The organism is Streptomyces oceani (assembly GCF_001751245.1).
GTDB lineage: Bacteria > Actinomycetota > Actinomycetes > Streptomycetales > Streptomycetaceae > Streptomyces > Streptomyces oceani.
The window spans coordinates 73,387-99,409 of sequence record NZ_LJGU01000095.1; the positions used below are offsets into that span (position 1 = coordinate 73,387).

General features: G+C 70.4%; 26 protein-coding genes. 5 read left to right on the top strand and 21 right to left on the bottom strand.

What is annotated here, in order from left to right:
* Window positions 1-125 precede the first annotated feature (125 nt).
* Window positions 126-866, top strand: coding sequence for a PIG-L deacetylase family protein (locus tag AN216_RS02690; protein ID WP_070194941.1), 741 nt, complete (start codon window positions 126-128; stop codon window positions 864-866).
* Window positions 867-964: 98 nt separating this feature from the next.
* Here the strand turns inward: AN216_RS02690 and AN216_RS02695 are convergent, their stop codons facing one another.
* From AN216_RS02695 to AN216_RS02755, 13 genes are all read right to left on the bottom strand, one after another.
* Window positions 965-1,615: a maleylpyruvate isomerase family mycothiol-dependent enzyme gene (locus tag AN216_RS02695; RefSeq protein ID WP_070194942.1), complete on the bottom strand. Its 651-nt coding sequence runs from the start codon at window positions 1,613-1,615 to the stop codon at window positions 965-967.
* Window positions 1,616-1,723: 108 nt separating this feature from the next.
* The gene (locus AN216_RS02700) at window positions 1,724-2,725 is read right to left on the bottom strand and encodes a PfkB family carbohydrate kinase (protein ID WP_070194943.1); all 1,002 of its coding nucleotides are present in this window, start codon (window positions 2,723-2,725) and stop codon (window positions 1,724-1,726) included.
* 101 nt (window positions 2,726-2,826) lie between these two features.
* Window positions 2,827-3,069 (bottom strand): phosphopantetheine-binding protein, encoded by a 243-nt coding sequence (locus AN216_RS02705; protein ID WP_070194944.1) that lies wholly within the window; start codon window positions 3,067-3,069, stop codon window positions 2,827-2,829.
* Complete coding sequence (locus AN216_RS02710) at window positions 3,053-3,565, bottom strand: holo-ACP synthase (protein WP_070194945.1); 513 nt, start codon at window positions 3,563-3,565, stop codon at window positions 3,053-3,055. The genes AN216_RS02705 and AN216_RS02710 overlap by 17 nt, the downstream gene beginning before the upstream one ends.
* A 1-nt stretch (window position 3,566) precedes the next feature.
* Complete coding sequence (locus AN216_RS02715; protein ID WP_079166178.1) at window positions 3,567-4,436, bottom strand: class-II aminoacyl-tRNA synthetase family protein; 870 nt, start codon at window positions 4,434-4,436, stop codon at window positions 3,567-3,569.
* Window positions 4,437-4,466: 30 nt separating this feature from the next.
* Window positions 4,467-5,357 (bottom strand): diiron oxygenase, encoded by an 891-nt coding sequence (locus tag AN216_RS02720; protein ID WP_070194946.1) that lies wholly within the window; start codon window positions 5,355-5,357, stop codon window positions 4,467-4,469.
* A 248-nt stretch (window positions 5,358-5,605) separates the two neighbouring features.
* Window positions 5,606-6,679, bottom strand: coding sequence for a class I SAM-dependent methyltransferase (locus AN216_RS02725; RefSeq protein WP_070194947.1), 1,074 nt, complete (start codon window positions 6,677-6,679; stop codon window positions 5,606-5,608).
* Entirely contained in the window at window positions 6,676-7,515 is an 840-nt protein-coding gene (locus AN216_RS02730; RefSeq protein WP_070194948.1) for a class I SAM-dependent methyltransferase, read from the bottom strand. The genes AN216_RS02725 and AN216_RS02730 overlap by 4 nt, the downstream gene beginning before the upstream one ends.
* A gap of 54 nt (window positions 7,516-7,569) precedes the next feature.
* A complete protein-coding gene (locus AN216_RS02735) occupies window positions 7,570-8,070 on the bottom strand; it encodes a MaoC family dehydratase (protein ID WP_070194949.1) in 501 nt (166 codons plus the stop codon).
* A gap of 165 nt (window positions 8,071-8,235) precedes the next feature.
* Window positions 8,236-9,429: a trans-sulfuration enzyme family protein gene (locus AN216_RS02740; protein WP_070194950.1), complete on the bottom strand. Its 1,194-nt coding sequence runs from the start codon at window positions 9,427-9,429 to the stop codon at window positions 8,236-8,238.
* Window positions 9,430-9,582: 153 nt separating this feature from the next.
* Window positions 9,583-11,052, bottom strand: a complete 1,470-nt coding sequence (locus AN216_RS02745) for an MFS transporter (protein ID WP_070194951.1) — start codon at window positions 11,050-11,052, stop codon at window positions 9,583-9,585.
* 217 nt (window positions 11,053-11,269) lie between these two features.
* Window positions 11,270-12,067, bottom strand: coding sequence for an ABC transporter permease (locus tag AN216_RS02750; RefSeq protein ID WP_070194952.1), 798 nt, complete (start codon window positions 12,065-12,067; stop codon window positions 11,270-11,272).
* Complete coding sequence (locus tag AN216_RS02755; protein WP_079166179.1) at window positions 12,064-13,062, bottom strand: ATP-binding cassette domain-containing protein; 999 nt, start codon at window positions 13,060-13,062, stop codon at window positions 12,064-12,066. The genes AN216_RS02750 and AN216_RS02755 overlap by 4 nt, the downstream gene beginning before the upstream one ends.
* A gap of 101 nt (window positions 13,063-13,163) precedes the next feature.
* Between AN216_RS02755 and AN216_RS02760 the strand changes: the two genes are divergently transcribed.
* Complete coding sequence (locus AN216_RS02760) at window positions 13,164-13,934, top strand: TetR/AcrR family transcriptional regulator (RefSeq protein ID WP_070194953.1); 771 nt, start codon at window positions 13,164-13,166, stop codon at window positions 13,932-13,934.
* Between the two features lie 82 nt (window positions 13,935-14,016).
* Here the strand turns inward: AN216_RS02760 and AN216_RS02765 are convergent, their stop codons facing one another.
* The 4 genes from AN216_RS02765 to AN216_RS02780 form a co-directional block, all read right to left on the bottom strand.
* Complete coding sequence (locus AN216_RS02765) at window positions 14,017-14,475, bottom strand: thioesterase family protein (protein ID WP_070194954.1); 459 nt, start codon at window positions 14,473-14,475, stop codon at window positions 14,017-14,019.
* The gene (locus AN216_RS02770; RefSeq protein WP_070194955.1) at window positions 14,472-15,452 is read right to left on the bottom strand and encodes a 3-hydroxyacyl-CoA dehydrogenase NAD-binding domain-containing protein; all 981 of its coding nucleotides are present in this window, start codon (window positions 15,450-15,452) and stop codon (window positions 14,472-14,474) included. The genes AN216_RS02765 and AN216_RS02770 overlap by 4 nt, the downstream gene beginning before the upstream one ends.
* A 130-nt stretch (window positions 15,453-15,582) precedes the next feature.
* Entirely contained in the window at window positions 15,583-16,470 is an 888-nt protein-coding gene (locus tag AN216_RS02775; protein ID WP_170843008.1) for a beta-keto acid cleavage family enzyme, read from the bottom strand.
* An 85-nt stretch (window positions 16,471-16,555) separates the two neighbouring features.
* On the bottom strand, window positions 16,556-17,491 hold the full coding sequence (locus AN216_RS02780) for a TetR/AcrR family transcriptional regulator (protein WP_070194956.1): 936 nt from the start codon (window positions 17,489-17,491) through the stop codon (window positions 16,556-16,558).
* Between the two features lie 274 nt (window positions 17,492-17,765).
* On the opposite strand from AN216_RS02780, the gene AN216_RS02785 reads away from it, so the two are divergent.
* The gene (locus tag AN216_RS02785; protein ID WP_070194980.1) at window positions 17,766-18,989 is read left to right on the top strand and encodes an MFS transporter; all 1,224 of its coding nucleotides are present in this window, start codon (window positions 17,766-17,768) and stop codon (window positions 18,987-18,989) included.
* Between the two features lie 87 nt (window positions 18,990-19,076).
* On the opposite strand, the gene AN216_RS02790 is transcribed toward AN216_RS02785, so the two are convergent.
* The 4 genes from AN216_RS02790 to AN216_RS02805 form a co-directional block, all read right to left on the bottom strand.
* Entirely contained in the window at window positions 19,077-20,897 is a 1,821-nt protein-coding gene (locus AN216_RS02790; protein ID WP_070194957.1) for a protein kinase domain-containing protein, read from the bottom strand.
* A gap of 173 nt (window positions 20,898-21,070) precedes the next feature.
* Window positions 21,071-21,559, bottom strand: coding sequence for a hypothetical protein (locus AN216_RS02795; RefSeq protein ID WP_070194958.1), 489 nt, complete (start codon window positions 21,557-21,559; stop codon window positions 21,071-21,073).
* Window positions 21,560-21,663: 104 nt separating this feature from the next.
* Complete coding sequence (locus tag AN216_RS02800; protein ID WP_244502291.1) at window positions 21,664-22,473, bottom strand: hypothetical protein; 810 nt, start codon at window positions 22,471-22,473, stop codon at window positions 21,664-21,666.
* A gap of 35 nt (window positions 22,474-22,508) precedes the next feature.
* The gene (locus AN216_RS02805; RefSeq protein WP_070194959.1) at window positions 22,509-23,318 is read right to left on the bottom strand and encodes a MerR family transcriptional regulator; all 810 of its coding nucleotides are present in this window, start codon (window positions 23,316-23,318) and stop codon (window positions 22,509-22,511) included.
* Between the two features lie 186 nt (window positions 23,319-23,504).
* Here AN216_RS02805 and AN216_RS02810 point away from each other — a divergent pair, with 186 nt between their 5' ends.
* Window positions 23,505-24,869: a cryptochrome/photolyase family protein gene (locus AN216_RS02810; RefSeq protein ID WP_070194960.1), complete on the top strand. Its 1,365-nt coding sequence runs from the start codon at window positions 23,505-23,507 to the stop codon at window positions 24,867-24,869.
* A 345-nt stretch (window positions 24,870-25,214) separates the two neighbouring features.
* Window positions 25,215-26,021 (top strand): hypothetical protein, encoded by an 807-nt coding sequence (locus tag AN216_RS02815; protein WP_244502292.1) that lies wholly within the window; start codon window positions 25,215-25,217, stop codon window positions 26,019-26,021.
* Window positions 26,022-26,023 lie beyond the last annotated feature (2 nt).

The following is a 26,023-nucleotide window of genomic DNA, read 5'->3' on the forward strand; positions in this document are numbered from 1 at the left end:
CGTACCGGCCACGGCGCTTTCTTTTGAATGTACCAATTATTTGCCTGGCACGTAAGTGCCATGTCGCGGGTCCGCCAGGAACCTCCTCTTGCAGTACGCCACCGACCGGCAACAGGCTGACGGCCATGGACGAATCCACACCCCGACCTGTCGACCGAGGCGCTCCGGACCGCCTGTTGGTGGTGGCGGCACACCCCGACGACATCGAGTTCTGCGTCAGCGGCACGGTGCTGCACTGGATCGAGCGGGGCACCGAGGCGACGTACTGCATCGTCACCGACGGCGGCGCGGGCGGCTATGACGAGCAACTGCCCAGGCAGGCCATGGCGGACCTGCGGCGTGCCGAGCAGGTGCACTCGGCGAAACTCAGCGGTGTCCGCGACGTACGCTTCCTCGGCTATCCCGACGGCCTCGTCGAACCCGACCCGGCGCTTCGCCGCGACCTGTGCCGTGTCATTCGCGAGACCCGTCCCGACCGCGTGATCATCCCCAGCCCGGAGATCAACTGGGCCCGCATCGCCGACACTCACCCCGATCACCGGTCGGTGGGCGAGGCGGCCCTTCGGGCCATCTATCCCGAGGCCCGCAACCCGTTCGCGTATCCGACGCTCCTCCGGGACGAGGGGCTCGACCCCTGGACGGTGGACGAGACCTGGCTGATGACCGGACCACGGCCCAACCAGTACATGGACGTGACCGGGTTCTTCGAACGTAAGGTGGAGGGGCTTCGGCTGCACACCTCCCAGACAGCTCATCTGGACGACCTCACCGGGCTGTTGCGGGAATGGCTCACCGAGCACGCCACGGCCGCCGGCCTGCCCCCCGGGCGACTGGCCGAGGCGTTCCAGGTCGTCCGGACCACATGATGGGGAAGCCACCGCTTACCCACGGCCCGGGAAGCGAACCCGGGTGGCTTACCGACTACGAACGGCCGGCCGCCTGACCGGCCGGCCGGGTCGCGGGATCAGCCGTACACGACGAGTTCCGACTCCTCGGCGCCTCGTAGCGTGTAGCGGGTGCCGACCAGCGGCCGGCCGGTGTAGAGCCGGACCAGGGTCGAGGCGTCACTCGTCAGCCGGGCCGGCGGACGTCCCGGCACGGCGTTGCCCAGCAGCAGCGGCTCCGCCCGGCCGGGTAGCCCCACGTGCACCCGCGGTGTCTCGCGCTCCCGGCTGACCACCTCGAGCAGGGACAGCGCCTCGCCCGTGCCCGGCCCGTCGTACGCGTCCGCCTCTCCCAGCGCGTCCCGCACGTCGCCCGCGTGCACCCACTCCCCGAGCCCGATGACGTCCAACCGTCCGTCGCCGGCGGCGATGACCGGCCCGGCCTCGCTGAAGCCGCGCTCCAGCTCGTCCAGGACGCGGTCCACGGGCCAGTGCTCCCGCTCCGCCACGTCGGCGGCGTTCGCCTCCGGGCTGAACGCGCCTTCCGTGCGGCCCTCCACGATACGAAGCAGCGCCGCCCCACAGTGCGCGAGCACCTCGCGAACGCACCAGCCGGGGCACGCCGTACGCAGCGTGAACGCGGTCTCCGGCAGCCGGCGCAGCCGCGGCAGCAGTGTGTCCCGCTCGGCCAGCAGCAGCCGGCCCGGCAGATGCGGGTCCCGTGTCCTCATGGGATCGTCGCCCCCTCGGTATTGGTTGGTGGTCAGACTGGCCCGCTCCGACGCCCCCCGGGAGACGTGCCGCACAGGAGGCCGGGCGGGTGGTGGTACGGGGTGCCGTCAGGTCAACGCCCCTAGGAAGGGGAGCAGTCGGGCCAGCGCGATCGGACCGTACGCGTCGCGCATCCGGGCGAACAGCGAATCCCGGTAGAGCCGGTACTCCTGGGTGCCGATGTAGTCCAGCACCGTCGCGGCCAGGGTGCAGCCGAGCTGCGCCGCTCGCTCCGGCGGAGCCCCCCAGACCGTGCCGGCCAGGAAGCCGGCCCGGAAGGCGTCGCCCGCTCCGGCTCGGTCCACCACCCCGGAGACGGGGACGGCCGGGACCTCCGCCGCGGGGGCCCGTTCGCGGCGCAGCCGCGCCCCGGCCCCGCCCAGCGTGGTGATCCAGCAGTCGACGCGGCCCAGAATCGCTTCCTCCGTCCAGCCGGTCCTCTCCCGCAGCAGGGCACTCTCGTGCTCGTCGGTGAGGAGCCAGCGTGCCCCGTCGACGAGTTGCCGCGCCTGATCGCGGTCCAGATGATCCAGTTGCCGGCAGGGACCGACGGCGAAGGGCACGCCGAGGCGGCGGCAGGCGCGGGTGTGCCGGCGCATCGCGGCGAGGTCGTCGGAACAGACGGCCATCAGCGTGAGGCGGCCCGTACGAGCGAGCACCCGGCCAAGGTCGATATGCCGGGCTTCGGCCATGGCCCCGGAGTGGAAGTCGGCACTCCGGTTCCGGCAGCGGTCGCTCGTACGTACGAGACGCGCGGTGGGCCGGGTGTCGCTGACCCATACCGAATCGGTGTCCACACCATGGCTCTTCAGGTGCAATCGGTAGGGCTCGAAGTCGGCGCCGGCGGCGCCCACCAGCACGGGGTCCAGACCCAACAGCCCGAGGCCGTAGCAGATGTTCCCGGCCGCTCCGTCCCACCGCACCTCGCGTGCGTCGGCCGGTGGCGACGACGCGAAGCCCGAGCCGCCGTCCGGTCCTCCGGCGGGTCGCCGGTCGCTGAAGTGCCCGCGGGGCGTCGCCAGGTGGCTGGCCACCAGGGACCCGCTCACGGCCAGCCGCCGTCGGCTCATGGTCTCGCTCCCCTTCCCGATTGTGATGCGCCTGCAGGCGGAGGTGGCGGCAGGGCCCGGAGGCCGGGCCGCCCCGGTACCGGGGCGGCCCGGCCTCCGGCTCAGTGCACCTCGGCCTTGAAGAACTGCTCCTCGATGGCGGCGAGCGTGCGAATCTCGTCGACCTCCAGGGTGTCCATGTCGATCGACCTGCCGCTCAGTTGCTCGAGCAGGAAGACGAACTCCACGAAGGACAGCGAGTCGATGAGACGGTTGTCGATGAGGTCGGTGTCGGGTGCGATGTCCGTACGCTCCGGGTGACGCTTGAGAATCCACTGCTTGACCTGCTCAAGACCCTCGGACATGGGGGTACTCCTCACTGTGCTGGTTCGGTTGTGTGTGCTGGGGGCCGTTGGACCCCGTGCCGGATACGGCGACCGGCTCGCCGACGATGGGGGCGGCGACGGCCACCGCGTAGTCCACGTCGTGACTGATACTCACGGTGATCCCCTGGATGCCGACCTCGGCCGCCATCCGAGCCGCACGGTGGCGCAGTTCCACCAGCGGCCAGCCGCCGTCCGCGCGACGGACGACGATGTCCCGCCAGGGCAGCAGCTGGTTGCGCACCCGCAGGGTCTTGAACGCCGCTTCCTTGGCCGCGATACGCCCGCACAGGCCGAGCAGATCCAGGCCGGTGCCGGTGGAGCAGTCCTCGAGTTCACCGGAGCGGAGCATCCGCGTGAAGAAGTGCTCGCCGTGCTCGTCGAGCAGGCGCTGGACACGCGTGACCGACACGATGTCCATGCCGAGATTGGCCCAGCCCGGCCCGCCAGGCGACCTGGCGACGGGTCGGGTCGACATGTCAGAGCGCCGACCTGGCCCGGACGACAGCGTCCGCCGCCGCTTCCCGGCTCCCGTGCCGCCGACTGAGCGCGGACAGCCAGCGCTCCAGGCCGAAGGCGACGCAGCTGGTGAACACCGGCCCGCCGGCGGGCCGGGAGATCGAGCAGCGGTCGCCGAAGAAGTTCCGGTGCGTGTTGACCGAGGCGATCGCCAGGTCCTCGAACAGGAACTCGTGTTTGACCGGGATCAGCCGCTGCAGAACGGCTTTGGACCCTCCCTTGTCGAAGAACGGGTCGGTGGCCGCCTCCTTACGCAGCGGCAGGTCGAGCGCCTCGGCGAAGGACGTGATCCGCTCCGAGAGGGAGCACAGGTGCTCCTCGGCATGCTCCTGGCTGCCGAGCGCCACGATCTCCCGCATGCGGAAGCCGAGTTGCCTGCGCAGACCCTCGTACTGCTGCTCCTTGCGGAAGCACCAGCTCACCACCGTGACCAGGGTGTCGTCGGCCACCGTACGGCCTTCGAGGTCGAGGTAGACGGCGTAACAGGAGGCGCTGGGCAGGCCCAGCGAAGCTGGTTGCAGATTGCTGCACGGGAAGCAGCCTGTCTCGTCACAGAAGGACAGGCCCTCGTCCCCGGTGAGGTCCAGCGGTGTGGCGACCACCGCCTGGTGCGGAAAGTTCTCGTAGTAGTCCAGTCGGGCGAGGTCGGTGGCGGGCAGCAGTGGCGGCATGGTCATGGCGCGTGCTCCCGCGGCCACCCCCCAGCTCTCGAAGGTGTCGTCGAGCAACCTCAGCAGGGCGGTGTCCTCGGGGCCGTGTGAGGGGAGGCCCGGCTGCTTGCTGACCGCCGGTTCGGTCGGGGGCAGGGTCTGACTGATGGACGTGGGCATGAAAGCCACCTCGCGGTCGTGATGGAGGGGTCAGACGGTCGGCAGGGCGTCGTCCGTGAAGATGCCGGTCTTCCGGAAGAAGGACAGCGGCTTGCGGATCACGGTGCGTTCGATCGGGCGTCGCCGCTCGTCGGCCAACAGCGCGTTGCGCAGGGCGAGCGGATCGGGCACGCCGGCGTCCCGGTAGACGTGCGGGTTGTAGAGCGAGTTGATGCTGTACACGACATACCGCTTGAGGTACGCCTCCACCTCCGCACGCCGGGACTCGTCCACGACCTCGCACATCCGGGTGAAGAGCAGCGAGACCAGCTCACGGCCGAAGGCGATGTGTCGCGACTCGTCCTGGTGATGAATGCGGTTGACCTGCCGGATGGTGTCGCACAGCGAATCGTCGCGCGCCATCCGGCTGTTGTAGTGGTCGACCAGTTCCTCGAAGAACAGCACGCGCGCGAAGACCAGGAAGTTCTCCACCTCCGGCTCCCACCCGGCGCCGGCCCGCATCGCCGTCGAGGAGTAGATCTTGTCTCCGTAGCGACGGCAGAACTCGGCGAAGAACCACATGTGTTCGTTCTCCTCGCCGATGAAGTGGTGGAAGAAGTCCGAGGGCACCTCGAAACCGGGCATGTGAATCCGGGCGACGACCTCCAACAGGAGTTCCCTGATGCCGTGCACGTTGAGGCTGTAGAAGTTGATGCTCTCCCATTTGGACAGCCGGATGAGCGTCTCCTCACCCAGCTCGTCGAAGTGGGGTGTGCCGTACGGGGTGAGCAGGTCCGGACTCATCCACATCCGGTTCTCGTCGAGCCGGTCTGGCCAGTCGAACCGCAGGTAGGGGTTGTAGTAGTCCTCGATCGACTTGCTGCTGAGCCGGTCCAGCACTTCGTGGAAGCGGTCCGTGACCGGCAGAGCCGCGACGGCCATGGTGATCCCTCCTAGTCGTGTCGTTTGGATCTTCGTGGATCAGGGAGCGGGGACTGGTGCGTGCGGATGCGAGGCCAAGGGGGGGGTCTCCCTTGGTCGACGGTCGAGGGGAACGAGCGCAGCCGCACCTGCGTGTTGAGACGACAACGCGGCAGATGTGCGTGCCGGGGGCCGCGAGCCCGCAGAGGTCCGAACGACAGGCCGGAGATCCTGAGACGGTGTCGGGGAAACCCGGTGACCGTTCGGCTTCAGGGGCGGGCTTCGTAGATGATCTGCGCGGTGGCCTCGGTGGCGCGGCGCCAGCGGGTGAACCCGGCGTCGGCCGCGATGGCGCGGAAGGCCTCCTCCCCCGAGTGGTTGCCGAGCGCGTGCGGTCCACGCTGGGCGACGGCGACGGGCAGGCACATGACAGCCGAGAGGCTCATGAACATCTTCCCGGCGGGGCTGCAGTCGCAGCACACGTCGTCAGGGCAGGCGTTGGACTCCACGAGCATCCAGGTGCCCTCGGGATGCAGCGACTTGTGCACGTGCTGGGCCGAGGCCACCGGATCGCCCATGTCGTGCAGACAGTTGAACAGCGTCACCAGGTCGTAGTCCTGACCCGGGTAGTCGTCGGCGGTGGCCACGTCGAAGGTGACGCGCTCGCTCAGGCCGGCCTCCTCGGCGAGCTCGCGGGCCAGGCCGACGGCTTCCTCCGAGTAGTCGAAGCCGCGGACGGTGGCCTTGGGGAAGGCACGGGCCATCAGCAGGGTGGTATGTCCGACACCACAGCCCACGTCCGCGATCGTGCCGCCGGCCTTGAGCTTCGCCGTCACGCCGTCCAGGGCCGGCAACCACTCCGACACCAGCTTGTGCTCGTACGTCGGCTGAAAGAAACTGCCCATACCGGTGTCCAGGCACGGATCGTGCTCAGCCCAGCCAACCCCCTCACCGCTGCGGTACGCCTCGACGAGCGCGTCCTCGGTGGCGTACAGCGCACGCAGCGCGGTGAAGAAACCCGCCGTGAACGTGGGTGCGCGGGTGTCCGCGAGGACGGCGGCGTGCGCGGCGGGCAGGTGGTACCGGTCCGAGTCGGGCTGATGCTCCACATACCCCGCGCTGAGCTGGGCGTGCAGCCATTCCACCGCGTACCGCTGGGCGATGCCCGCGTGCTCGGCGAGGCCGTCCGGGGTGAGAGGCCCGTGTTCCGCGAGGGCGCGGTACAGGCCGAGGCGCTCTCCGAGAGCCACGGTGAGGCCGCGGACCGCCGCGGCGGCGTCGCTGATGACCCGCTGGTGGAACTCCTCCGGAGTCGCGGCCGTGGTGTGCGGTACGGAAGTCATGACGCGGTCCCCTCATCGGAAGGCAGGTCGCAGGTGAACAGGAAGGAACGGGGCACGCCGGCGACGTCCCGGGAGGCCACCGGATAGGGCCAGCGCCCGAAGTCCGCCCCCTCCTCACCGGGCTGGCGTATCTCGCGCGGCGCCCAACCGCAGTCCACCAGCAGCTGCTCGGGCTCCTCGGTGCCGAACAGCCAGGGGTTGCCGTCCTCCCGGAGAGCCGAGAGGAAGGTCCTGGACAACGGATTCCGCAGCGCCGCCCGGCTGATGACGTCACCGGCGAGCACGGAACCAGGAGCGCTGTGCCCCGAGAGGGTGCCGAGCAGGTCGCGCACCGCCTGCTCAGGCAGGAAGAAGAGCAGCCCCTCCACCACCCACAGCACCGGTTCGTCGGACTTCCAGCCGGCCTCCTTCAGCTGACCCGTCCACTCCTCGGTGAGATCGACGGCCACTCCGTGACGTTCGCGTCCGGACGGCTGCCGGGCATCGGCGAGCAGCCGCTCCTTCGCCTCCAGCAGAGCGGGCCGGTCCAGCTCGTAGACCGTGACGCCGTCCGGCCACGGCAACCGGTGAAACCGGGTGTCCATACCCGCGGCGAGGAACACCACCTGCCGGATGCCGCGTTCGGCGACGGTGCGTACCACGGCCTCGTCCAGGTACTTCGTGCGGATGGCCAGGAACGGTACGGTGCCGGCTCCGGCGTACCGCTCCAGGAGCGTGAACCCGGTGTCCGCCGCGACGGTCCGGGCGTACGGGTCGTTGAACAGCGCGTCGTCGCGCTCGGACTCCAGTGCCCGGGCCGCTGCCGTCCACTGTGCGGTGCGGGATACCGCCTCCATGGATGGACCTCCCTCATGGTCGTACTGGTCGGGTGGATGTACGGACTGTCGTGTTCAGCGACTCCCCGCACAGGGCACCGGGTCCTGTGCCGCGGGCATCGACGCGGGGGATGCGGCAGGACGACGCCGGAAGATGCTGTGCAGGATCATGCTGAACACGACAGTCCCGTCTTCGGCGACCAGCTGGCAGCGAGGCTGCACGATGCCGGTGGCGCGGTTTCCGAGTGAGGGCCGCTTGCCAAGGACCTCGAACCTGGCGGTGAGCACCTCACCTGGGTGTACGGGCCGGTGGAAACGCAACTCGTCCACGCCGGGCGACCCTTCGCAGGCGCTGTAGGCCAGCAGCCCGTCGACGTAACGGCGCATGAAGAGCGAGGCGGTGTGCCATCCGCTGGCCACCAGGCCCTGGAACGGGCTCTGTGCGGCCCGGTCCGGATCGATGTGGAAGGGCTGCGGGTCGAATCGCCGCCCGAAGTCCAGCACGTCTTCCTCAGTCACCGTCACCGTGCCCAGCTCGTGCACGTCACCGGTCCGGAAATCGTCGAAGTAGCGCATGGTGGCTCCCCGTTCGCTGTGACCAGACTCCTCTGACAGGAACTAATTTATTGCCAGGACAATTTTTTTGTCAAACCAAAAAAGAGACGAGTTTGCGAGGCGTCCGGCAGGCGGTCGGGCCAACCAGCGGGCTGGCCGGCCCGACCGCGGCCCCGGCGCGAGCCGTCAGGACCGGTCGAGCCCCTGGTCAAGCGCCTGTTCGAGGTCCTTCCACAGGTCCTCCGGGTGCTCGATGCCCACCCCCACCCGCACGAGCCCGACGCTGACCCCCGCGGCGCTCAACTCCCCCTCGTCGAGCTCCCTGTGAGAGGTACTCGCGGGATGGGTCACCAGGGTCTCGACGCCCCCCAGGGACAGGGCCAACCGCGCCACCCGGACGCGCTCGACGAACTCCCGCCCGGCCGTGCGCCCGCCGGCCAACTCGAACGCGAGCATCCCGCCTCCGCCCTCCAACACCCGCTCGGCCACGGCTCGGGAGGGATGACCGGGAAGCCCGGGCCAGAAGACCCTCCGCACCCGAGGGTGCGCCGCCAACCTTCCGGCGATCAGCTCCGCGTTCGCGCAGTGCTGTCGCATCCGCAACGGCAGGGTCTGAATGCCGCGTACGGTCAACCAGGCGGCGAACGGATCGGCCGCGGCGCCCAGTTCCACCGCCCGCGTCCACACCGTGCCGTACAACTCCGGAGCGGCGAACACGGCGGCCCCGCCGAGCACGTCCGAATGCCCGCCCAGATACTTCGTGGTGGAGTGCACGACGATGTCGGCCCCGTGCTCGATGGGGCGGCAGAGGACGGGCGAGGCCAGAGAGTTGTCGACCACCGACACCACTCCGGCCGCCCTCGCGGTCGCCAGCAGCGCGGGCAGGTCCGGCACCTGGCAGGTGGGGTTGGCGATCGTCTCCAACAGCAGTAAGCGGGTCGTGCCCGGACGCAGCGCGGCGGACAGTTCGGCTGCGTCGTCTCCCTCGACGCGGTCGACGTCGATTCCGTACCGCTCGGCGAGATCGGCCAGCACGGAGTGGGTGCCGCCGTAGAGGCAACGCTGGGCCACGACATGGTCTCCCGGCCGCAGCAGCGCCAGCAGGACGGCGCTCATCGCGCCCATACCTGAGGCGGTGGCCAGCGCGGCGTGTCCACCCTCCAGGCAGGACAGCAGGCGTTCGAGCGTACGGACGGTGGGGTTGCCGCGGCGGGTGTAGACGTAGGCCCGGTCAGGCCCCGCCATCGCCTCGGCAAGCGCGTCCGCGGAGTCGAATGCGAAGGCGGAGGACTGGTGGATGGGGACGCTCAGCGGACGTCCTTCCGCCCGCTCCTGGTGCTGACTGGCTGGGTCCTCGGGGGCGTGAACGACACGAGTCATGGGGTGCACTGTGGATTCCTCCTGACGGTGTGCGCGGCAACGGGACGACGGGACGACAAGAACGGAGCCGCCCGACGCCGTAGTCCGGCATCGGGCGGCTTCGTCGAGCTCTCGGGCGGCGGCGTGTGTGACCGGCGAGCGACGGTCCGCCCGTCAGACACCGGCCCCCTGGCTCGACCTCTCCGCGGGGACGGACTCGGAGACCGCCTCGGGGGCGGACTCCTCAGCATCCGCCGCGGCACCGTGGTCACCCCGCATCAACAGCGCGGTCAGCACCGCGCCGACGGCGGCAACCACCGCGGCGCCGATGAACGCGGCACTGAAGCCGTCGGTGAGCGCCGGCAGATTGCCGAGCTGATCGGCTCCGGCGGAGGTGGCGATGGAGGTGAGGGCCGCCAGGCCGAGGGCCGAACCCACCTGGTAGGTGGTGTTGACGATGCCGGAGGCCAGACCCGCCTGCTCCTGCGGCGCACCGGACATGGCGGCCATCAGGCCCGGAATGTAGGCCAGGGACATGCCGAGCGCGGCGACCAGCGAGGCGGGCAACACGTCGACCACGAACACGCCCGTCGGCTCCACGGCCGCCAGCCAGACCAGTCCGAGGGCGAGGATCAGGAGACCGCCGGAGAGCAGCGGCTTCATCCCGAACCGTCCCATCAGCCTGCCGGTGATCCCGATCATGAAGACCATGAGCAGCGTGGTCATCGGCAGTAGGGCGGCGCCAGCGGCGAACGCGCCGTAACCGAGGACTTGTTGGAGGTAGAGGTTGAGGAAGTACCACATCGGAATCCAGGAGGCGGCGAGCAGCGCCATCGCCAGGTTGGCCGAGGCCAGGCGCGGCGTACGCCAGATGCCGAGTGGCATCAGCGGGGAGCGCACCGTCCTCTGGAGCACCAGGAACAGGCCGAGCAGCACGGCGGCCCCGGCCAGGCCGAACACCGTGGTGGCGGAGGCCCAACCCTCCATCTCGGCGCGTACGACCGTGAACACCGCGAGTGCCAGGCCGAGGGTGACCGCGGCGGCCCCGAGTACGTCCACGGCGCCCCGGCTCTTGCCGATGTCCGGCAGCAGCTTGCTGGCGAGCAGTGTGGCGACACCGATCGGCAGGTAGATCCAGAAGATCCACGGCCAGCTCATCCACTCGGTGAACACGCCGCCGAGGAAGACCCCCACGGTGCCGCCGGCCGGCGCGGCGGCACCGTACACGGCCATCGCCTTGCCGAGTTCCTTCGAGTCGTGGCTGAACAGGACCATGAGCAGGGTCATCGCGGAGGGCGCGATCAGCGCGCCGCCCATGCCCTGCACCGCTCTGCCCACGATCTCGGTCCCGGCCGAACCCGCCAGGGCCGCGACCACCGATCCCGCCATGAGGACGACCCAACCGGCGACGAACACCCGCCGGGCGCCCAGCAGGTCGGAGAGGCGACCGCCGAGCAGCAGCAGACCGCCGAAAGAGACGACGTAGGCGTTGATCACCCACTGCAACTCGCTCGCGGAGAAGCCCAGTTCGCGTTGCATCTCCGGCAGTGCGACGCCCACGATCGACACATCCATGATGACCATGAACTGGGCGACGGCGATCACGAGCAAGGCCCACCAACGTCTTGGACTGACCGTTGACATATACATGCCCTCCTTCGAGAGTACCCCCACCGGGTACCCCGCACGAGAAGGTAACATACCCCTGCGGGGTATACTCCTCCCGTGCGTCGACCTCCTCACATCTCCGCCACGCGTCCGGTGATCGCCCCGCGTCACGCCGCGAGGGTCCGACCTTGCAGGTTCACACCGCTCGACAGCTCGGCAGCGGGACACGTCGGTCGATTCGCCGCTCCCGTCGTCAGGCGTTCGTACGGCGCCGGAAGTGCCGGATGGTCAGAGCCGCGGTGAGCACGAGCGCGGGTACCCACCAGGCCAGTGCCGACCAGGCACTGTCGCCGTGCGGTGTCCCGACCAGCAGTCCGCGTACCGCGTCCACGACGGGGGTGACGGGCTGGTGTTCCACGAACGCGCGCAGCACGGAGGGCATGGTCTCGGAGGGCACGAGCGCGCTGCTGGCGTAGGGAAGGAAGACGACGATCATCGCGAGTCCGTTGGCCCCCTCGACGCTGCGCGCCAGGATGCCGAGCAGCGTGGCCAGCCAGGAGATCGCGGTCGTGAAGAGCAGCAGGATGCCGAGCGCGGCCAGCCACTCCCCGGGCCCGGCCGAGGGTCGGAAACCGACGAGCCAGCCGACGCCGATGACCAGCGCGGTCGATACGCCGTTGCGCAGCACGGCGGAGACGACATGTCCGACGAGCATGGCGGAGCTGAACATCGGCATGGTGCGGAACCGTTCGACGATTCCCTCTTGGAGGTCGTTGGTCACGCCGACGGCGGTCGCTGACGCGCTGAAGGTGACGCTGAGGACGAGGACTCCGGCGATCACGTAGTTCACGTAGCTCGGCCCGCCGGTCTGGACCGCGCCACCGAAGAGATAGCGGAACAGCAGAAGCAGCACGATCGGGAGCAGGACCGTCTGGAAGATCTGGTCGATGTTCCTGGTGAGGTGCCGCATGCTTCTGCGGACGAGGACGGCGCAGTCGCCGAGGGCGAGGACGAACTCGGGGTACGGCTTGGGCGCGAGTGCCTGGCTCATGCGTGATCTCCCATGGTGGCGGCCGTGCGTACGGCCGTGTCGACGCGGGCGTTGGCGCCGGCACGGGCCCCGGTCCCGCCGCCGTCAGCGGTGGTCAGCGTGCGGAACACGTCGTCGAGTGTCGGCTCCCGCAGCGCGAAGTGCTCGATACGCAGGTCCGTGGCGGCGGCGCGATTGAGCAGGTCCCGGACACACGCGGGGCTCTCGACCGGCAGGCTGAGGCAGTGCTGACCGAGGTCTTCGCCGCCGAGGACTTCCTCGGCCCTGGCAAAGTCCGCCGGGGTGAAGGTCAGCTCGGCCCGCTCGGATCCGACACTGCGCTTCAGCTCGCCGGCCGTACCCTCGGCGACGACTCGGCCGTCGTTGAGGACGGCGACGCGGTCGGCGAGCTGGTCGGCCTCCTCCAGGTACTGCGTGGTCAGCAGCACGGTCGTGCCACCCCGCATCAGCCGGCGGATGGTCTCCCACATGGCCGTGCGGCTGGTGGGGTCGAGACCCGTCGTCGGCTCGTCCAGGAAGAGCACGGGCGGTGAGTTGATCAGGCTGACGGCCAGGTCGAGTCTGCGCCGCATACCTCCCGAGTACGTCCGGACGGGACGGCCGGCGGCCTGGACCAGGTCGAACCGCTCCAGGAGCTCGCTCGCGCGACGCCGAGCGGTGGTGCGCGGCAGTCGGAAGAGCTGGCCCATCATGACCAGGTTCTCCTCGCCGGTGAGCAGTTCGTCCACGGCGGTGTCCTGGCCCGTGACGCCGATGCACGCGCGCACGGCGCGGGGCGCACCGCGTACGTCAACTCCCCCCACCGTGGCCGTGCCGCCGTCGGCCGCGAGCAGCGTGCTGAGAATCCGCACACAGGTGGTCTTCCCAGCGCCGTTCGGGCCCAACAGCCCGAGCATGGTGCCGTGTTCGACTCGCAGATCGACCGAGTCGAGGACCGTCACCGCGCCGTAGGACTTACGCAGCCCGCGGGCCTCGATCGCGTGGTGTGCCGTCATTCGTCGCACCTCCCCGAAGCGAAACTGTATATTGCATATACTAAGTTTAAGTACTACACAGTTTTAGGATGGCGTCAAGCTACGAAGGACGGTGGACACGTTTGGCACCCCGGCGAAGGACGAAAGCCCCGCAGAAGGGCAGCATCGAGATCCTCTGGGGCGACCGGAACACGCCCAGTCGCGGCCCGCGGCCCGGTCTGTCCGTCGAGGCCATCGCGGAGACCGCCATCGAGATCGCCGACGCCGACGGCCTCGACGCCCTCTCGATGCAGGCCGTCGCCAGCCGGCTGGGCTACACGGCGATGTCGCTCTACCGCTACGTCCCCGGCAAGGAGCAACTCGTCGACGTCATCTACGACACGGCGATCGGCCCCCCTCCCCCGGCACATACTCCCGAGGGGGACTGGCGGGCCGGCGTCCAAGCCTGGGTATGGGCCGTGCAGGACGTCTACGCGCAGCACCCCTGGCTGCTGCGCGTCGCCGCCAACACCCCGCCCCTCGGGCCCAACCAGCTCGCCTGGTTCGACACCCTCCTGCACCACGTCTCCGAAGTGGGCCTGGAGCAGGAGGAGATGCTCCACCTGGTCATCTTCGTCTCCGGGGCCGTCCGCGACCTGGCCAGGACCTCTACCGACCTCTCCGAGAGCCCACGGCGCACCGGCGTACCGGTGGAGAGGATGGGCGAGGAGTACGCCGTGGCGATGAAACACCTCACCGACGAGGCCCGGTTCCCCACTCTGTCCAAAATGGTCGCCGCCGACATGTTCGAACCCGACGGGAACGCGTACAACGACATCCGGCCCAGCCTGGACTTCGGACTCCAGCGACTCCTCGACGGGATCGACAGCTACGTCAGCGCCCGCGCCCGCTGACGTGCCAGCGGGCGCGGGGGCTGATACGAGCGCGGGCGCGGGTACGAGCGCGGGCGCGGAGTGACCGCCGTACGCCGGCGACTCACCCCCGCGGTACGGGCCCGATGGCCCGCCCCGCCCACGCCGGGGGCGCCTCGGCGAGCGCCGCGTACCGCGCGCGCACCTCCTCCGGGAACGGCACGACGCCGGACGCGGCGACGTGCAGGCCCAGCAACTCCGTCGTGGCGACCGGCTCGGTGCCGCCCTCGGCGTACATCTCGTGGGCCAAGCGGAGCCGCTTGGCGTCGACGCCCAGGACCCGCGTACGCACGCGCAGTTCGGCGCCGTCCCGCACCTCGCGCAGGTAGCGGACATGCGACTCGACCGTGTAGAGCGAGCATCCGGTGGCCGCGCGGTACGCGCCGTCCAGCCCCGTCGCCTCCATCATCGCGTCCGTGGCGTGTCCGAAAACGAGCACGTAGTACGCCTCACTGAGGTGGCCGTTGTAGTCGATCCAGGCTGGACGCACCCTCTCGACGTGCGGCGGCAGGCCGTCGGTCACGAGGGGGCACCGCCCCGCCCCGGGACCGGCTGCCCGGGCAGCCGGCCGGTGGCCCGCAGCACGTCGATCACGCCCTGGTCGCGCTCGGCGACGAGGTCCGCGCTGGAGCGTCCGGCCGCGGCCTCCGCGCAGCCGGTGACCATGCCGTCGTACAGCTTCCGGTCCAGCTCCGGGGCCTCGAGCCGGGTCCACGGCGCCTTCAGGGAGGGCCCGAAGTGGTCGAGCATATGCGCCATGCCGCCCTCGCCACCCGCGAGCGCGAACGTCAGGCAGGGTCCCATGAACGCCCAGCGCAGTCCCGGACCCTCGGTGATCGAGTCGTCGATCTCCCGCACCGTGGCCTCGCCGTTCGCGACCATGTGCAGCGCCTCCCGCCACAGGGCCTCCTGCAGCCGGTTCGCGATGAAACCGGGCAGCTCACGGTCCATCGTGATCACGGACTTGCCGGTCGTGTCGTAGAACCGGGCGGCCCACGCGACCGCGTCCGGGTCGGTCCGCTCACCGCCGACCACCTCTACCAGCGGAATCAGGTACGGCGGGTTGAAGGGGTGGCCGACCAGCAGCCGGGACGGGTCCGCCGCCTCGGTCTGCATGTCCGTCATCGGATAGCCGGAGGTGGACGAGGCGATGACGACGCCGGGAGGGGTCGCGGCGTCCAGCCGGGCCAGCAGGTCACGCTTGAGGTCCAGTTGCTCCGGAGCGCTCTCCTGGACGAACTGCGCCTCCGCGCAGGCCCCCTCGAGCGTCGGGGCGACGGTGAGACGGTCCCGGCTGGCGCCCTCGGCGAGACCCAGCTGGACGAGTGCGGGCCAGGCGGCGTCGACGAGCCGGCGCAGCTTGGACTCCGCCTCCGGGTCCGGGTCCCAGGCGGTCACGTCGTAGCCGCGGGCGAGGAAGTGGGCGGCCCAGCCGCCACCGATCACTCCTGCGCCCACGCAGGTCACGCGGGTGACGTCGGCAGGTTCGGGTGGTGTCATGGGGAGACTCCTGTGCTGTGTCGCGTACGGGCTCCGGCGCGCGTCCGTACGAGCGTGACCCCGCACGGCACGGCGGACACAGTGCGGGCGCGGGCACACGGGACTTCGGGGGCTTCGGGGTGATGAGCGGTCAGCGGCCGAGGCCGAGCCGTTCGCGGGCCTCGGCGGGTGTGGCGACGGTGGCGCCCAGCGTCTCGGTGAGGGTGACGGCCCGCTCGGTCAGCTGTGCGTTCGTCGCCTTCACCCCCTTGCTCAGATAGAGGTTGTCCTCAAGCCCCACTCGTACGTTGCCACCCAACAGGATCGACTGCGCGACCCACGGCATCTGCATCCGCCCGAGCGCGAAACTGGCCCACTGGGCCCCGTCCGGCAGCATGTTGACCATGGACTGGAGCACCTCGGGCTCAGCCGGCGCTCCCCACGGGATACCCATGCACAGCTGGAAGACCGAGGGGTTGGACAGCAGCCCCTCGGCGTACAACTGCTTGGCGAACCACAGCTGCCCGGTGTCGAAGATCTCCAACTCGGGTCGGACACCCAACTCCTGGATGCGGGCGGCGCCCTTGCGGAGCATCTCCGGCGTGGAGACGTAGAGGTTGTCGCCGAAGTTCAGCGAGCCGCAGTCCAGGGTGCAGATGTCCGGCAGCAGGTCCTCGACGTGCGGCAGCCGGGCCAGCCCACCGACCAGGTCGGTGCCGGGGAGGGCGCCCTTCTCCAGCGGCTCGTCAGCGTCCAGGACGAGGTCACCGCCCATCCCGGCCGTGAGGTTGATGACGACGTCGCTGCCGGTCTGCTTGATCCGGTCGACGGTCTCGGCGTAGAGCTTCGGGTCCCGCGCGGGAGCGCCGGTCTCGGGGTCGCGGACGTGGATGTGGACGACGGCCGCGCCCGCGCTGGCGGCCTCCACGGCCGAGGTGGCGATCTGCTCCGGGGTGACGGGCACGTGCTTGCTACGCCCGACGGTGTCACCCGCGCCGGTCAGGGCACAGGTGATGATGACGCTGTCGTTCATGGGCATGAGGGGGCTCCTCCAGATCAGGGGACCATCCCGGCGGACATGGGTCCCTCGTCGGATGCGGTGCGGGTCGTGCCTGAGGCGCTGCTCAGGAGGTGGGTTCGGTCTCCGCGGCAGGTTCGGTCTCCGCGGTGAGCTCGGTGTCGACGTGCGCGAGCAGCGCGGCGTACATGTCCTCGGGGCTCGTCCCCTCGGCGCCGTCGCGGGCGGTGGCGAGGACTTGGGAGGCGAGTCCGTCGATGAGCGCCGTAAGACGCAGCGCCGCGAACTCCGGGTCGGTGTCCGGGCGGAAGGCGCCCTGCGCGACACCGCGTCGGATCACGTCGCCGACGGTCGTACGCCACTGCCGGTAGTACTCGACGTGCAGCCGGCCGATGGCGGTGGAACGGGCGGCCTCGGCCCACAGGTCGAGCCATACGCGCCACTGCCGTCGCTGTTGCTCGGTGTGCGGGGTCTGCAGTGCGATGAGCTGGCGCAGTTCGCTGGCCGCTTCCTCCTCGTCGGCGATCCGGGCCGCGCGTGCCGCGGTGTCCTGGTCCATGCACCAGCGGACCGCGGCCTCGAGGAGTTCGGCGCGGCCCGGGAAGTGGTAGTGGATCGCCGCGCTGCTGGTGCCGCAGGCGGCGGCGATGTCCGCGACGCGCACGGCGTGGAAGCCGTGCTCGGCGATCAGGCGTACGGTCTCGCGGACGATCTGCAGCGGTCGACCGGTGGTGGGGACGACGACCGGCGCGCCGGGCGCTCCCCCCTCCGCTCCCACGGTCCCCTCGGCTACGGTCTGACGCGCCACGCTCTCGCCCTCCGCCTCGGCTCGGGAACCCAGCAGCCAGCCCGCGTCGACTCCGCCGACGTCGGCGACCCGGGCCAACTCGGCGGCGGTGAACCGACGGGTGCCGCCGAGCGAGCGGGACAGCTTCGACGGGTCGATGACGATCCGCCGTGCGAACTCCCGCTGACTACACCCGACACGTGAGATCACCTCCCGCACTCGGGCGGCGACCTCACTGACCTGTTCCTGCCGCATGGTGCGAGAGCCTACGGGAACGTTGAGTAAATCGCAACACCACCTCCATGCCGCCATCGCCGCCATCCCTATTTCTGCACGTTATATGGAGGTCGGCTGTCGTCCGTTGTGATATTGACTGGCGCATCAGTCAGCATCACGGAGCCTCCGGAACCACCACAACGCCCAGCCACGAACCCCTCGCCCCCGGCGCGTGGACCCGGCAGACTGTGCGTACGTGACTCCCGCCCCAACCGCAGCGACCGTCCCGGCTGCCGACGCACCGCCGACAACCCTGCGTTCGCGCAACTTCCTCCTGTTCTTCGTGGCACGAGCCGTCGCCAAGCTCGGTGACGCCATGCTGCCCATCGCCCTCTCCGCCGGACTGATCCAGCAGGGGCACGGCCCCGGTGCGATCGGGGCGGCTCTCGCCTCGCTGACGGTGTGTCTGGCGGGTTTCGTCGTCTTCGGCGGCGTCTTCTGCGACCGGCTCAACACCCGCGTGTTGATGATCGGCGCCGACCTGGTCCGGGTCGGCAGTCAGGCGCTGATGGCCGGACTCTTCCTGAGCGGACACGTGGTGCTCTGGCAGGTGTGCGTGATCGGTGCCGTCAACGGCATCGCCGGCGGGCTCTTCCAGCCCGGCGTGGCCAGCACCATTCCACGACTCGCCAACGACGTGCAGGGCGCCAACAGCCTCGTGCGCACGGCGGAGTCGCTTGCGCTGCTGCTGGGGCCCGCGTTGGCTGGCGTGTTGGTCGGCCTGTTCTCGGCCGGCGGTGTGTTCGTCGCGCACGCCGGCACGTACGCTCTCAGCGCGCTCTGTCTGGTGCTGCTCCGGCTGCCCGCGCCGGCCGCCCGGCCGGCGGAGCGCGGCAGTTACCTCGCCGATCTCGCGGAGGGGTGGCGGGAGTTCAGATCGCGCCAGTGGATGTGGGCCGTCATCGTGATCTGGATGGTCTACATGATCACGGTGATGGGCCCGCAGGTGCCTCTGACCGCCTCCGAGATCATCCCCTCCCAGGGCGCCGGCGTCTACGGCCTGGTGAACTCGGCACTCGGCGCGGGCACCACTATCGGGGGACTGTGCGCGTTGCGTTTCCGCCCGGTGCGGCAACTCCGGGCCGGAGCCGTGGCGCTGCTGGGCTGTTGCCTATTCCCGCTCACCGTCGGGGCGGGCCTGCCCACGGCCGCGATGATGGCCGGCGCCGCCGTCTCCGGCGCGGGCATCGGCTTCTGGGGCGTCATGTGGGCCACCAGTGTCCAGACCCAGGTGCCGGGCCCGATCCTGAACCGTATCCACGCCTACGAGGTGGCCGGCTCGCTGGCGATGGTGCCGGTGGGCCAGGCACTCGCCGGCCCGGCAGCGCAGCTGGTCGGCGGCCGTACGGTGCTGCTCTTCGGCGGTGTGATGGCGGTCCTCGTGAGCGTCGCGCTGCTGTCCGTGCCGGCGATCCGGAACCTGCGCGCGGTGTCCGCCGTACCGCGCGCGGGCAACGCCAGAGGCCGGCCGAGGTGACGGCGGCGGGGACGACGACGGACGACGTACGCGATGTCGGAAGCCACCGCGACCGGCTCGACCTCGCGAGCCCCCGGCAGGGGCCGCTCAGTTCGCCAACGGGACGGCGCTCCACGGGGGGAGCGTCCTGGGCGGCAGAAGCACCCTGTCCGCGTACTCGACATCGGTCACCCGGATCTTCATGTACCGCCTGCCGGCGAAGACCCAGTAGTCGTTCCGCACCCCCGGCACGGGCAGCACCGCGTCGATCCCCGTGCGGAACTCGGGGTGACGCGCGAGGGTGCCCGACCAGAGCTCGACTCCGGAGGCGCCCGGGTTCGACCCTCCCGGCTCCTCGCCCGCCAGACGCACCCGGGCGTACCGACCACCGGAGAACGCCCAGACCTGATGCGGGTCGTCCGGCACTCGCATCAGGGCGTCGATGCCGCCCGGCGGCAGCCCCTGGAACGCCGAGCGCCAGTCGCTGATCGGTTGCGGCCCGGTCACCAGCGTGTCCTGGTACGCCGGGTCGACCCTGATCCGGAGGTACCGCTCCTTGGCGAAGACCCAGTACTCGTCGCCCTTCTCCGGGACCCGCAGCACCGCGTCGACGCCATCCCGGAACCCGGGGAACCGCGCCAAGGTGCCCTTCCATTTCCCGATGGGCGACGGCCTGGTGAGCCGCCGGCGCACCGGGTGGTTGCCGGACGCGGCACGGAACCGGAAGTAGTCGTCCCCGGTGAAGAGCCAGTACTCACTCGGCCCTTCGGGGCTCGGCGGGCCCGGAACCGCCATCACCGCGTCGAGCCCGGACGACGAGGGCGCGGGGCGGGGGTCTCCATTTCCTTCCGGACCCGCGGACGGTTCCCTGTCCTCGGCCCCGGTTTCGCCGTCGTCCATGGAGTGGTTCACCCACAGCCCGGTGACGGCGCTGCCCGCCGCCAGGAGTCCGACCGACAGCATGGCCCGCCGGGACACTCGACGCCGAGGCGCGCCGGTATCCGCGGTGGATCCCCTGGTGGAACCCGGTGTGGTTCCCCCGGTGGAGCCCGGTGTGGAGACCGCGAAGGCGGCGGCCGGGCTTGACTGCCCGCTGTGGGGAGCGGGGTCCGGAAGGGGCGGCGCCGTCCCTGTCGCGGTCACCGCCCGCACCATCTCCATGGCCTCGGCGACCGAGGGCCGTTCCGCCGGGTCTTTCCGCAGCAACGCCTCCAGCAGCGGACGTAACGGCCCTGCCACGGCCTCGGGTAGGACCTCCGGTTCCTCGTGCGCCACCGCGTGCAGTACGGCGATGGCCTCCGAACGGGCGAACGGGGAACGACCGGACAGCAGCGCGCACAGCGTGCTGCCCAACGAGAAGAGGTCACTGGCCGGCCCCACCGGCTGCTGGTGCAGCCGTTCCGGTGCGATGTACTCCGGAGACCCCAGCACCCCACGGGTCGTGGTGACCGAGTCGCCGCCGGCCAGGGCCGCGATACCGAAGTCGCAGAGCACCAGCGAGCCGTCCGCGCGAAGCAGTACGTTGCCGGGCTTGACGTCCCGGTGGAGCGTACCGACCGCGTGCACCGCCCGCAGCGCGGCCAGGACCTGAAGGCCGACCCCGGCGACCGTGGACGGCGTCATCGGCCCGGTGGCGGCGACGTGTTCGGCCAGTGACGGCCCGTCCACCAGTTCCATGATCAGCCACACGCCCTCGTCATGGTCCACGAGGTCGTAGACGTTGATGACGTTCGGGTGGGATATCCGGGCGAGCGCGCGTGCTTCCCGGTGTGCCCGCTGCTTCTGCTTGGCCAACTCCTCGCCTCTGGACTGCAGGCGCATCTCCTTCATCGCGACCGTGCGGCCCAACAGCTGGTCCGTCGCGCGCCACACCGTCCCCATGCCGCCGCTGCCGACCCGGTCCAGCAGGAGGTACCGGCCCGAGACCATTCGCGATCCACCCGTATCAGTCACCTCCCCAACCTACCGAGGTCCCGCTCCGAGCCCACGGAAGATCTCCGACTCTGTTCCCGGAACATGACGTGACGTCATTCCGGCTATACGCGCCGCCTCCGCGGACGCCCGGGAGACGATCTCCCGCCCCACACAGGCGGGAGAGGACGTCAAGGGCTGTCCGAGCGCCCCAGAGAGGTGTGCCGGGACAGCGCGCGCGCCAGCACCACGTCCAGGCCACCCACCAGCAGGTAGCTGACGACCGTGCCCAGCCCCGTCAACGGCCAGGCGGGGGAACCGGGGATCCGGGAGAGGCCGTACCCGACCGCCACCGCGACGACGACCGAGAGGAAGTCGAAGGCGCCGCTGAGCGTCAGCACCTGCTCGCCCTCGCTGAGCCGCTCGTGCTTGCTGAGGAACAGCAGGGTGATCACGAGGAAGGCCGTCCCCGCGCCGAGGGCGAAGCCGATCGTCTCGGCGGCGCTCGCGGGACCCCGGGAGCCGCTGGCCAACCCGTAGGCGGCGGTGATCGAGATCGAGAAGCCGTACGCCGTCGCGTTGTCCTGGAGCGCCGTACGCACGCCCCGGCCGTAGGTGTCCAGGACGCGTGCCGAGGCGTGGCCCGTACCGCGCGTAGAACTGTCCGAACTGTTCGACATAGCGCCAGTTTCACAGCGTTCGGAAGGGTTCATCACGAACACCGCGCCACACGCTCTCCTGGCACCTCCGCCCGAGCCCCACTGCCTGGTCCACCGAGTGGACGTCAGCGTGGCATTGACGCCGTCAACTGCACGAGGGCCGCACGCGGGTCGTCGGCGTGGAAGCGCAGGACCCGGACCGTCTCCCGCCGGCCGAGCGGCCGTACGACCGGGACCGGCTCGGTCAGTTCCACGACCAGCGAGGTCTGGTTGCCGACGCTGAGGGTCAGGACCCCCTCGTCGTCGACCTGGATCGGGCCGCTCGTCGGGTAGCCCCGCTCGATCCGAGCCTGGGCCACCTGTTCCGCCGACACCCGCAGATCGAAGAACGCGCCGTACCGCACCCGCAGCGCGCCGTCCGCGCCGACGACGTGGGGGCGCACGACACAGGCCGCGTGCGTCGCCAGGACGAACAGCACGCCGTAGAGGTCGAGGACCAGCACCACCAGATGCACCACCGGCCAGGGAATCAGCAGAGCGAGCACGACCGTCTCGACCAGCACCGCGAAGGTCAGCAGGAACATCGTCGACGCCTGCGCGCCGGCGTACGCCACCGCGTGGTCACCCGCCCGCACGCCATGTCGCCGCCGGGCCACCCACAACGCGAGACTGACCATCGCCCGCGTCTCGTGCCCGATGAGTCGGCGCAACGGCTCGGGCACCACCTCGCGGAGCCCCGCGCGGCACGCCGCCGCACGATCGAGTCCGCTCCTCCTGGCGCGCCGGAACACCCGGCTGAGCAGGATGAGTTCCGCGACAACCAGGCAGACGACCACGGACTCGACGACGAGGAGGATGCCGGACGACACAGGGACGCCCCCCAACAGGCAACCGACGAGTATCAGCTCCGCCGGCAGCAACAGCCACAGAGCCAATCGAAGGCACCTCTTCACGACGCACCCGGCCGTCGTCACGACAGCCGCTCCACTCGCTCGATGATCCGGCACATCGCCCTTCGCAACGCCTCCGCCTGCGCGGGCGCGAGGCTGGTGCCAAGCGCCTCGACGAAGACGCTGTCGGTTACCGCGAAATCCGTTCCGGCGCCCGCCCTGGCCATCCTCCCGAGCATCTCGTCGGACACGCCGTCGACCAGCTCCCCGACCACGGCCTCCACCTCCGGATCGTCCGGCGCGACCCGCACCAAGCCGTCCAGCAGCGCGTACGCCGCACGCACCCTCTCGACCTCCCGCGGACTGGCCCCCAGGGTTCCCAGCAGCTCGGCCATGCGCTCGCGTACGTCCGGTGGCGCGGCAGTGTCCAACAGCGCGAGCGCCTCTCGGTCCCGCGCGGCCATGCCTCCCTCAGGCTGCTCGACGGACCCGGGCGCTGGTTCCAGCCGGGCGAAGAGTTCCGTCAGCTGGGGCGACAACGGCCCCTCCTCCGGCAGGGTGCCCGCCCTCGCCTGCTCCAACAGCACCGCCAGCCGGGCCCGGCGCGCTCGGATGTCCTCCTCCTGTCGCGCCAGGTCGGCGTCCAGTCCGGTCAGCGCCGCGTGGACGTCACCACCGGCGCCTTCCGCGAGCGCCTCGCGGACCTCGTCCAGGCTCAGGCCGAAGGCCGTGAGCCGGCGAATCCGTGCCAGTTGGACCGCGTCGCGCCATCCGTAGTCGCGATACCCGTTGCCGTGCCGCCGCGGCTCCGGCAGGAGCCCGATCTGGTGGTAATGGCGTACGGCACGGGCGGACACCCCGACGAGAGCGGCCAGTTCCCCTATACGCATGGGGCCAAGTGAAAACCCTGCCGCTACGACAAGGTCAAGGCCCGCCGCCCGCTCCAGGGTTGACGCCGTCCTGGCCGTGTCGGCCCTTCGATCCCGGGCCAGTACGGCACTGTGGGGCAGCGGCAGCACGACAGCACTCCACCAGAGCCCGCCCTCGCCGTGGATCGACCATACCGGGAGCACCACGTGAAGCACTCCATCGTCCTCTTCACCAGCGATCTGCGTCTGCACGACAATCCGGTGCTGCGGGCGGCCTGCGACGAGGCGGAGCGGGTGGTGCCGCTGTTCGTCCTGGACGACGACATCAGGGCCGCGGGCTTCGACGTGCCCAACCGGCGCGCCTTCCTGGCCGACTGTCTCGCCGACCTCGACTCCGAGCTGCGTGCACGCGGCGGGCGACTCGTGCTGCGCCAGGGGCATGTCACCGAGCAGGTCCGTTCGGTAGCCGCCGAGGTCGACGCGCCACGTGTCCATATCGCGGCCGGGGTCAGCTGGTACGCCGATCGGCGGGAGGAGTCGCTGCGCGCCGCCCTGGCCGCGGACGGCCGGGAACTGTGCGTCCATGACGCGGTGGTCACGGCAGTGCCACCGGGCGCGGTCACCCCGCAGGGCCGCGACCACTTCGCCGTGTTCACGCCCTACTTCCGCCGCTGGGCGGCAGAGACGCCGCGCCGAACGGCGCGAGCCCCGCGGGTCGTACGTGTCCCGGACGGCGTCCGCTCCGCGAAACCACCCGCCCGCTCGGCGATCCCGGGCGTCTCGACCGGCTTGGCCCTCGGCGGCGAGCGGAACGGACGCCGCCGGTTCCACTCGTGGTTGCGTGAGGGCATCGACGACTACGCCGAGCGGCATGATGACCTGGGCGCCGACGCGACGTCCCGGCTGTCCCCACACCTGCACTTCGGCACCCTTTCCGCCACCGAGCTGGTGGAGCGGGCCCGGGGGCGGGGTGGCGCCGGGGCGGAGGCGTTCGTACGCCAACTGGCCTGGCGGGATTTCCACCACCAGGTGCTGGCCGCACGGCCCGAGGCCGCCCGGCGGGACTACCGCGGGCACGGCGACCGCTGGCGGCACGACGAGCGGGAGGCCACGGCCTGGCGAGAGGGGCGTACCGGCTATCCGCTGATCGACGCGGCGATGCGCCAGCTGCGGCACGAGGGCTGGATGCACAACCGCGCCCGGCTTCTCGTGGCGAGCTTCCTGACCAAGACGCTCTATCTCGACTGGCGGCTCGGCGCACGACACTTCCTCGATTGGCTGGTCGACGGTGACATCGCGAACAACCAGCTCAACTGGCAGTGGGCGGCCGGTACGGGCACCGACACCCGCCCCAACCGGGTGCTCAACCCGCTCACCCAGGCCCGGCGGTTCGATCCGGACGGCGCGTACGTACGCCGCTGGGTGCCGGAGCTGGCGCAGCTGTCGGGCAGGAGCGCGCACTCGCCGTGGAAGCTCGCCGCTCGGGACCGCGCCCAGCTGGACTACCCGGAGCCGATCGTCGAGTTGGCCAGTGGTCTTGGACGCTTCCGCACCGCACGGGGCCTGGACTGACCCGTGACCGAACCCGTGGCCGGCTCAGTGACCAGCGGTCAGGGATGGCCCCGGACGGGATTGCGCGCAGTTCCAGCGCGTGGCACCAGACGCCACTCCCGGACACTGATGAGGAACGGTCCAAGTATCCCCCCGCGGGAGTCCATGGTGCTGCCTTCCGCCCGGGGCCAGGATCGACATAGCGCGAACCTGACGATTCCTCAGTGTCCTTAGCGTCCTCCGGGGATCTTCCCGCGGCCGGGTCGACACGGCCGCGGCCGCCTGCGCACGGCGGGTGGGGCGGACGAACGCCCCGGGACCGGCCGCCAGTTGTCCAGGCCGCACACGACAGAGAAGAGGAAGCGCATGTCCCTACTCGGCAGACTCAGCAGACTCGGAAGCGCCAGAAGACCCAGTAGTCCCAGCAAGCTCCGCCGCTGTGCCGTACCCGCCTTGGTGGCGGGGTTGCTCGTCGCCGTACCGCAGACGGCGGCCGCGAGCGTCGGAGGCGGCAACGTCTCGATCGGCTGGTCGATCGACGGCGTCCCGGAATCCGGGCTGACGAACATCACCTTCCCGATCACCGTCAACAAGGCCACGGCCCACCAGGACGGCATCTACTTCGCGCAGCAGTACAACTTCGCGAACGCCATGGGCTACACGGGCCTCCAGCCCCGCGAGAACAGCGGAGGCAGCGAGCGGCTGTCGGCCCGCTTCTCCACCTTCACCGCGGGGGCGAGCACCTCCGACCCACTCTGCCACGAAGGGGCCGACGGCGGCCCGGGCGTCACCTGCGCGGTGGACTTCGACGCCGTCTACGGCCACACGTACGACGTCACGGTCGAGCGCAGCGGCACCAACACCTGGACCGGCACGGCGACGGACACCGTCTCGGGCGAGTCCACCCACCTCGGGACGTACACCCTGCCGGAGGGGAGCGGCAACCTCCAGGGTTCCCAGGGCGGGTTCGTCGAGTACTACCTGGGCATTCCCAGCTGTGCTGAGATGCCCCGCTCCGACGTCGTCTTCGGCGGGCCCACGTCCACCGACGCCGGCGGTCTGAGCGGTGCCTCCAGGGCCAACTACGAGTACAGCGACTGTGTCGGGGAGGCCAACTACCAGGCGGAGAGGAACGGGAGGGGCACCCACGTCACCCGCGGCTTCGTCTCGTAGCC

What these genes read in the sequence shown, in the direction of transcription:
- AN216_RS02690 (WP_070194941.1), top strand. Translation starts at nt 126, where the DNA reads ATGGACGAATCCACACCCCGACCTGTCGACCGAGGCGCTCCGGACCGC.
- AN216_RS02695 (WP_070194942.1), bottom strand. Translation starts at nt 1,615, where the DNA reads ATGAGGACACGGGACCCGCATCTGCCGGGCCGGCTGCTGCTGGCCGAG.
- AN216_RS02700 (WP_070194943.1), bottom strand. Translation starts at nt 2,725, where the DNA reads ATGAGCCGACGGCGGCTGGCCGTGAGCGGGTCCCTGGTGGCCAGCCAC.
- AN216_RS02705 (WP_070194944.1), bottom strand. Translation starts at nt 3,069, where the DNA reads ATGTCCGAGGGTCTTGAGCAGGTCAAGCAGTGGATTCTCAAGCGTCAC.
- AN216_RS02710 (WP_070194945.1), bottom strand. Translation starts at nt 3,565, where the DNA reads ATGTCGACCCGACCCGTCGCCAGGTCGCCTGGCGGGCCGGGCTGGGCC.
- AN216_RS02715 (WP_079166178.1), bottom strand. Translation starts at nt 4,436, where the DNA reads ATGCCCACGTCCATCAGTCAGACCCTGCCCCCGACCGAACCGGCGGTC.
- AN216_RS02720 (WP_070194946.1), bottom strand. Translation starts at nt 5,357, where the DNA reads ATGGCCGTCGCGGCTCTGCCGGTCACGGACCGCTTCCACGAAGTGCTG.
- AN216_RS02725 (WP_070194947.1), bottom strand. Translation starts at nt 6,679, where the DNA reads ATGACTTCCGTACCGCACACCACGGCCGCGACTCCGGAGGAGTTCCAC.
- AN216_RS02730 (WP_070194948.1), bottom strand. Translation starts at nt 7,515, where the DNA reads ATGGAGGCGGTATCCCGCACCGCACAGTGGACGGCAGCGGCCCGGGCA.
- AN216_RS02735 (WP_070194949.1), bottom strand. Translation starts at nt 8,070, where the DNA reads ATGCGCTACTTCGACGATTTCCGGACCGGTGACGTGCACGAGCTGGGC.
- AN216_RS02740 (WP_070194950.1), bottom strand. Translation starts at nt 9,429, where the DNA reads ATGACTCGTGTCGTTCACGCCCCCGAGGACCCAGCCAGTCAGCACCAG.
- AN216_RS02745 (WP_070194951.1), bottom strand. Translation starts at nt 11,052, where the DNA reads ATGTCAACGGTCAGTCCAAGACGTTGGTGGGCCTTGCTCGTGATCGCC.
- AN216_RS02750 (WP_070194952.1), bottom strand. Translation starts at nt 12,067, where the DNA reads ATGAGCCAGGCACTCGCGCCCAAGCCGTACCCCGAGTTCGTCCTCGCC.
- AN216_RS02755 (WP_079166179.1), bottom strand. Translation starts at nt 13,062, where the DNA reads ATGACGGCACACCACGCGATCGAGGCCCGCGGGCTGCGTAAGTCCTAC.
- AN216_RS02770 (WP_070194955.1), bottom strand. Translation starts at nt 15,452, where the DNA reads ATGACACCACCCGAACCTGCCGACGTCACCCGCGTGACCTGCGTGGGC.
- AN216_RS02775 (WP_170843008.1), bottom strand. Translation starts at nt 16,470, where the DNA reads ATGCCCATGAACGACAGCGTCATCATCACCTGTGCCCTGACCGGCGCG.
- AN216_RS02780 (WP_070194956.1), bottom strand. Translation starts at nt 17,491, where the DNA reads ATGCGGCAGGAACAGGTCAGTGAGGTCGCCGCCCGAGTGCGGGAGGTG.
- AN216_RS02790 (WP_070194957.1), bottom strand. Translation starts at nt 20,897, where the DNA reads ATGGTCTCGGGCCGGTACCTCCTGCTGGACCGGGTCGGCAGCGGCGGC.
- AN216_RS02795 (WP_070194958.1), bottom strand. Translation starts at nt 21,559, where the DNA reads ATGTCGAACAGTTCGGACAGTTCTACGCGCGGTACGGGCCACGCCTCG.
- AN216_RS02805 (WP_070194959.1), bottom strand. Translation starts at nt 23,318, where the DNA reads ATGCGTATAGGGGAACTGGCCGCTCTCGTCGGGGTGTCCGCCCGTGCC.
- AN216_RS02815 (WP_244502292.1), top strand. Translation starts at nt 25,215, where the DNA reads ATGTCCCTACTCGGCAGACTCAGCAGACTCGGAAGCGCCAGAAGACCC.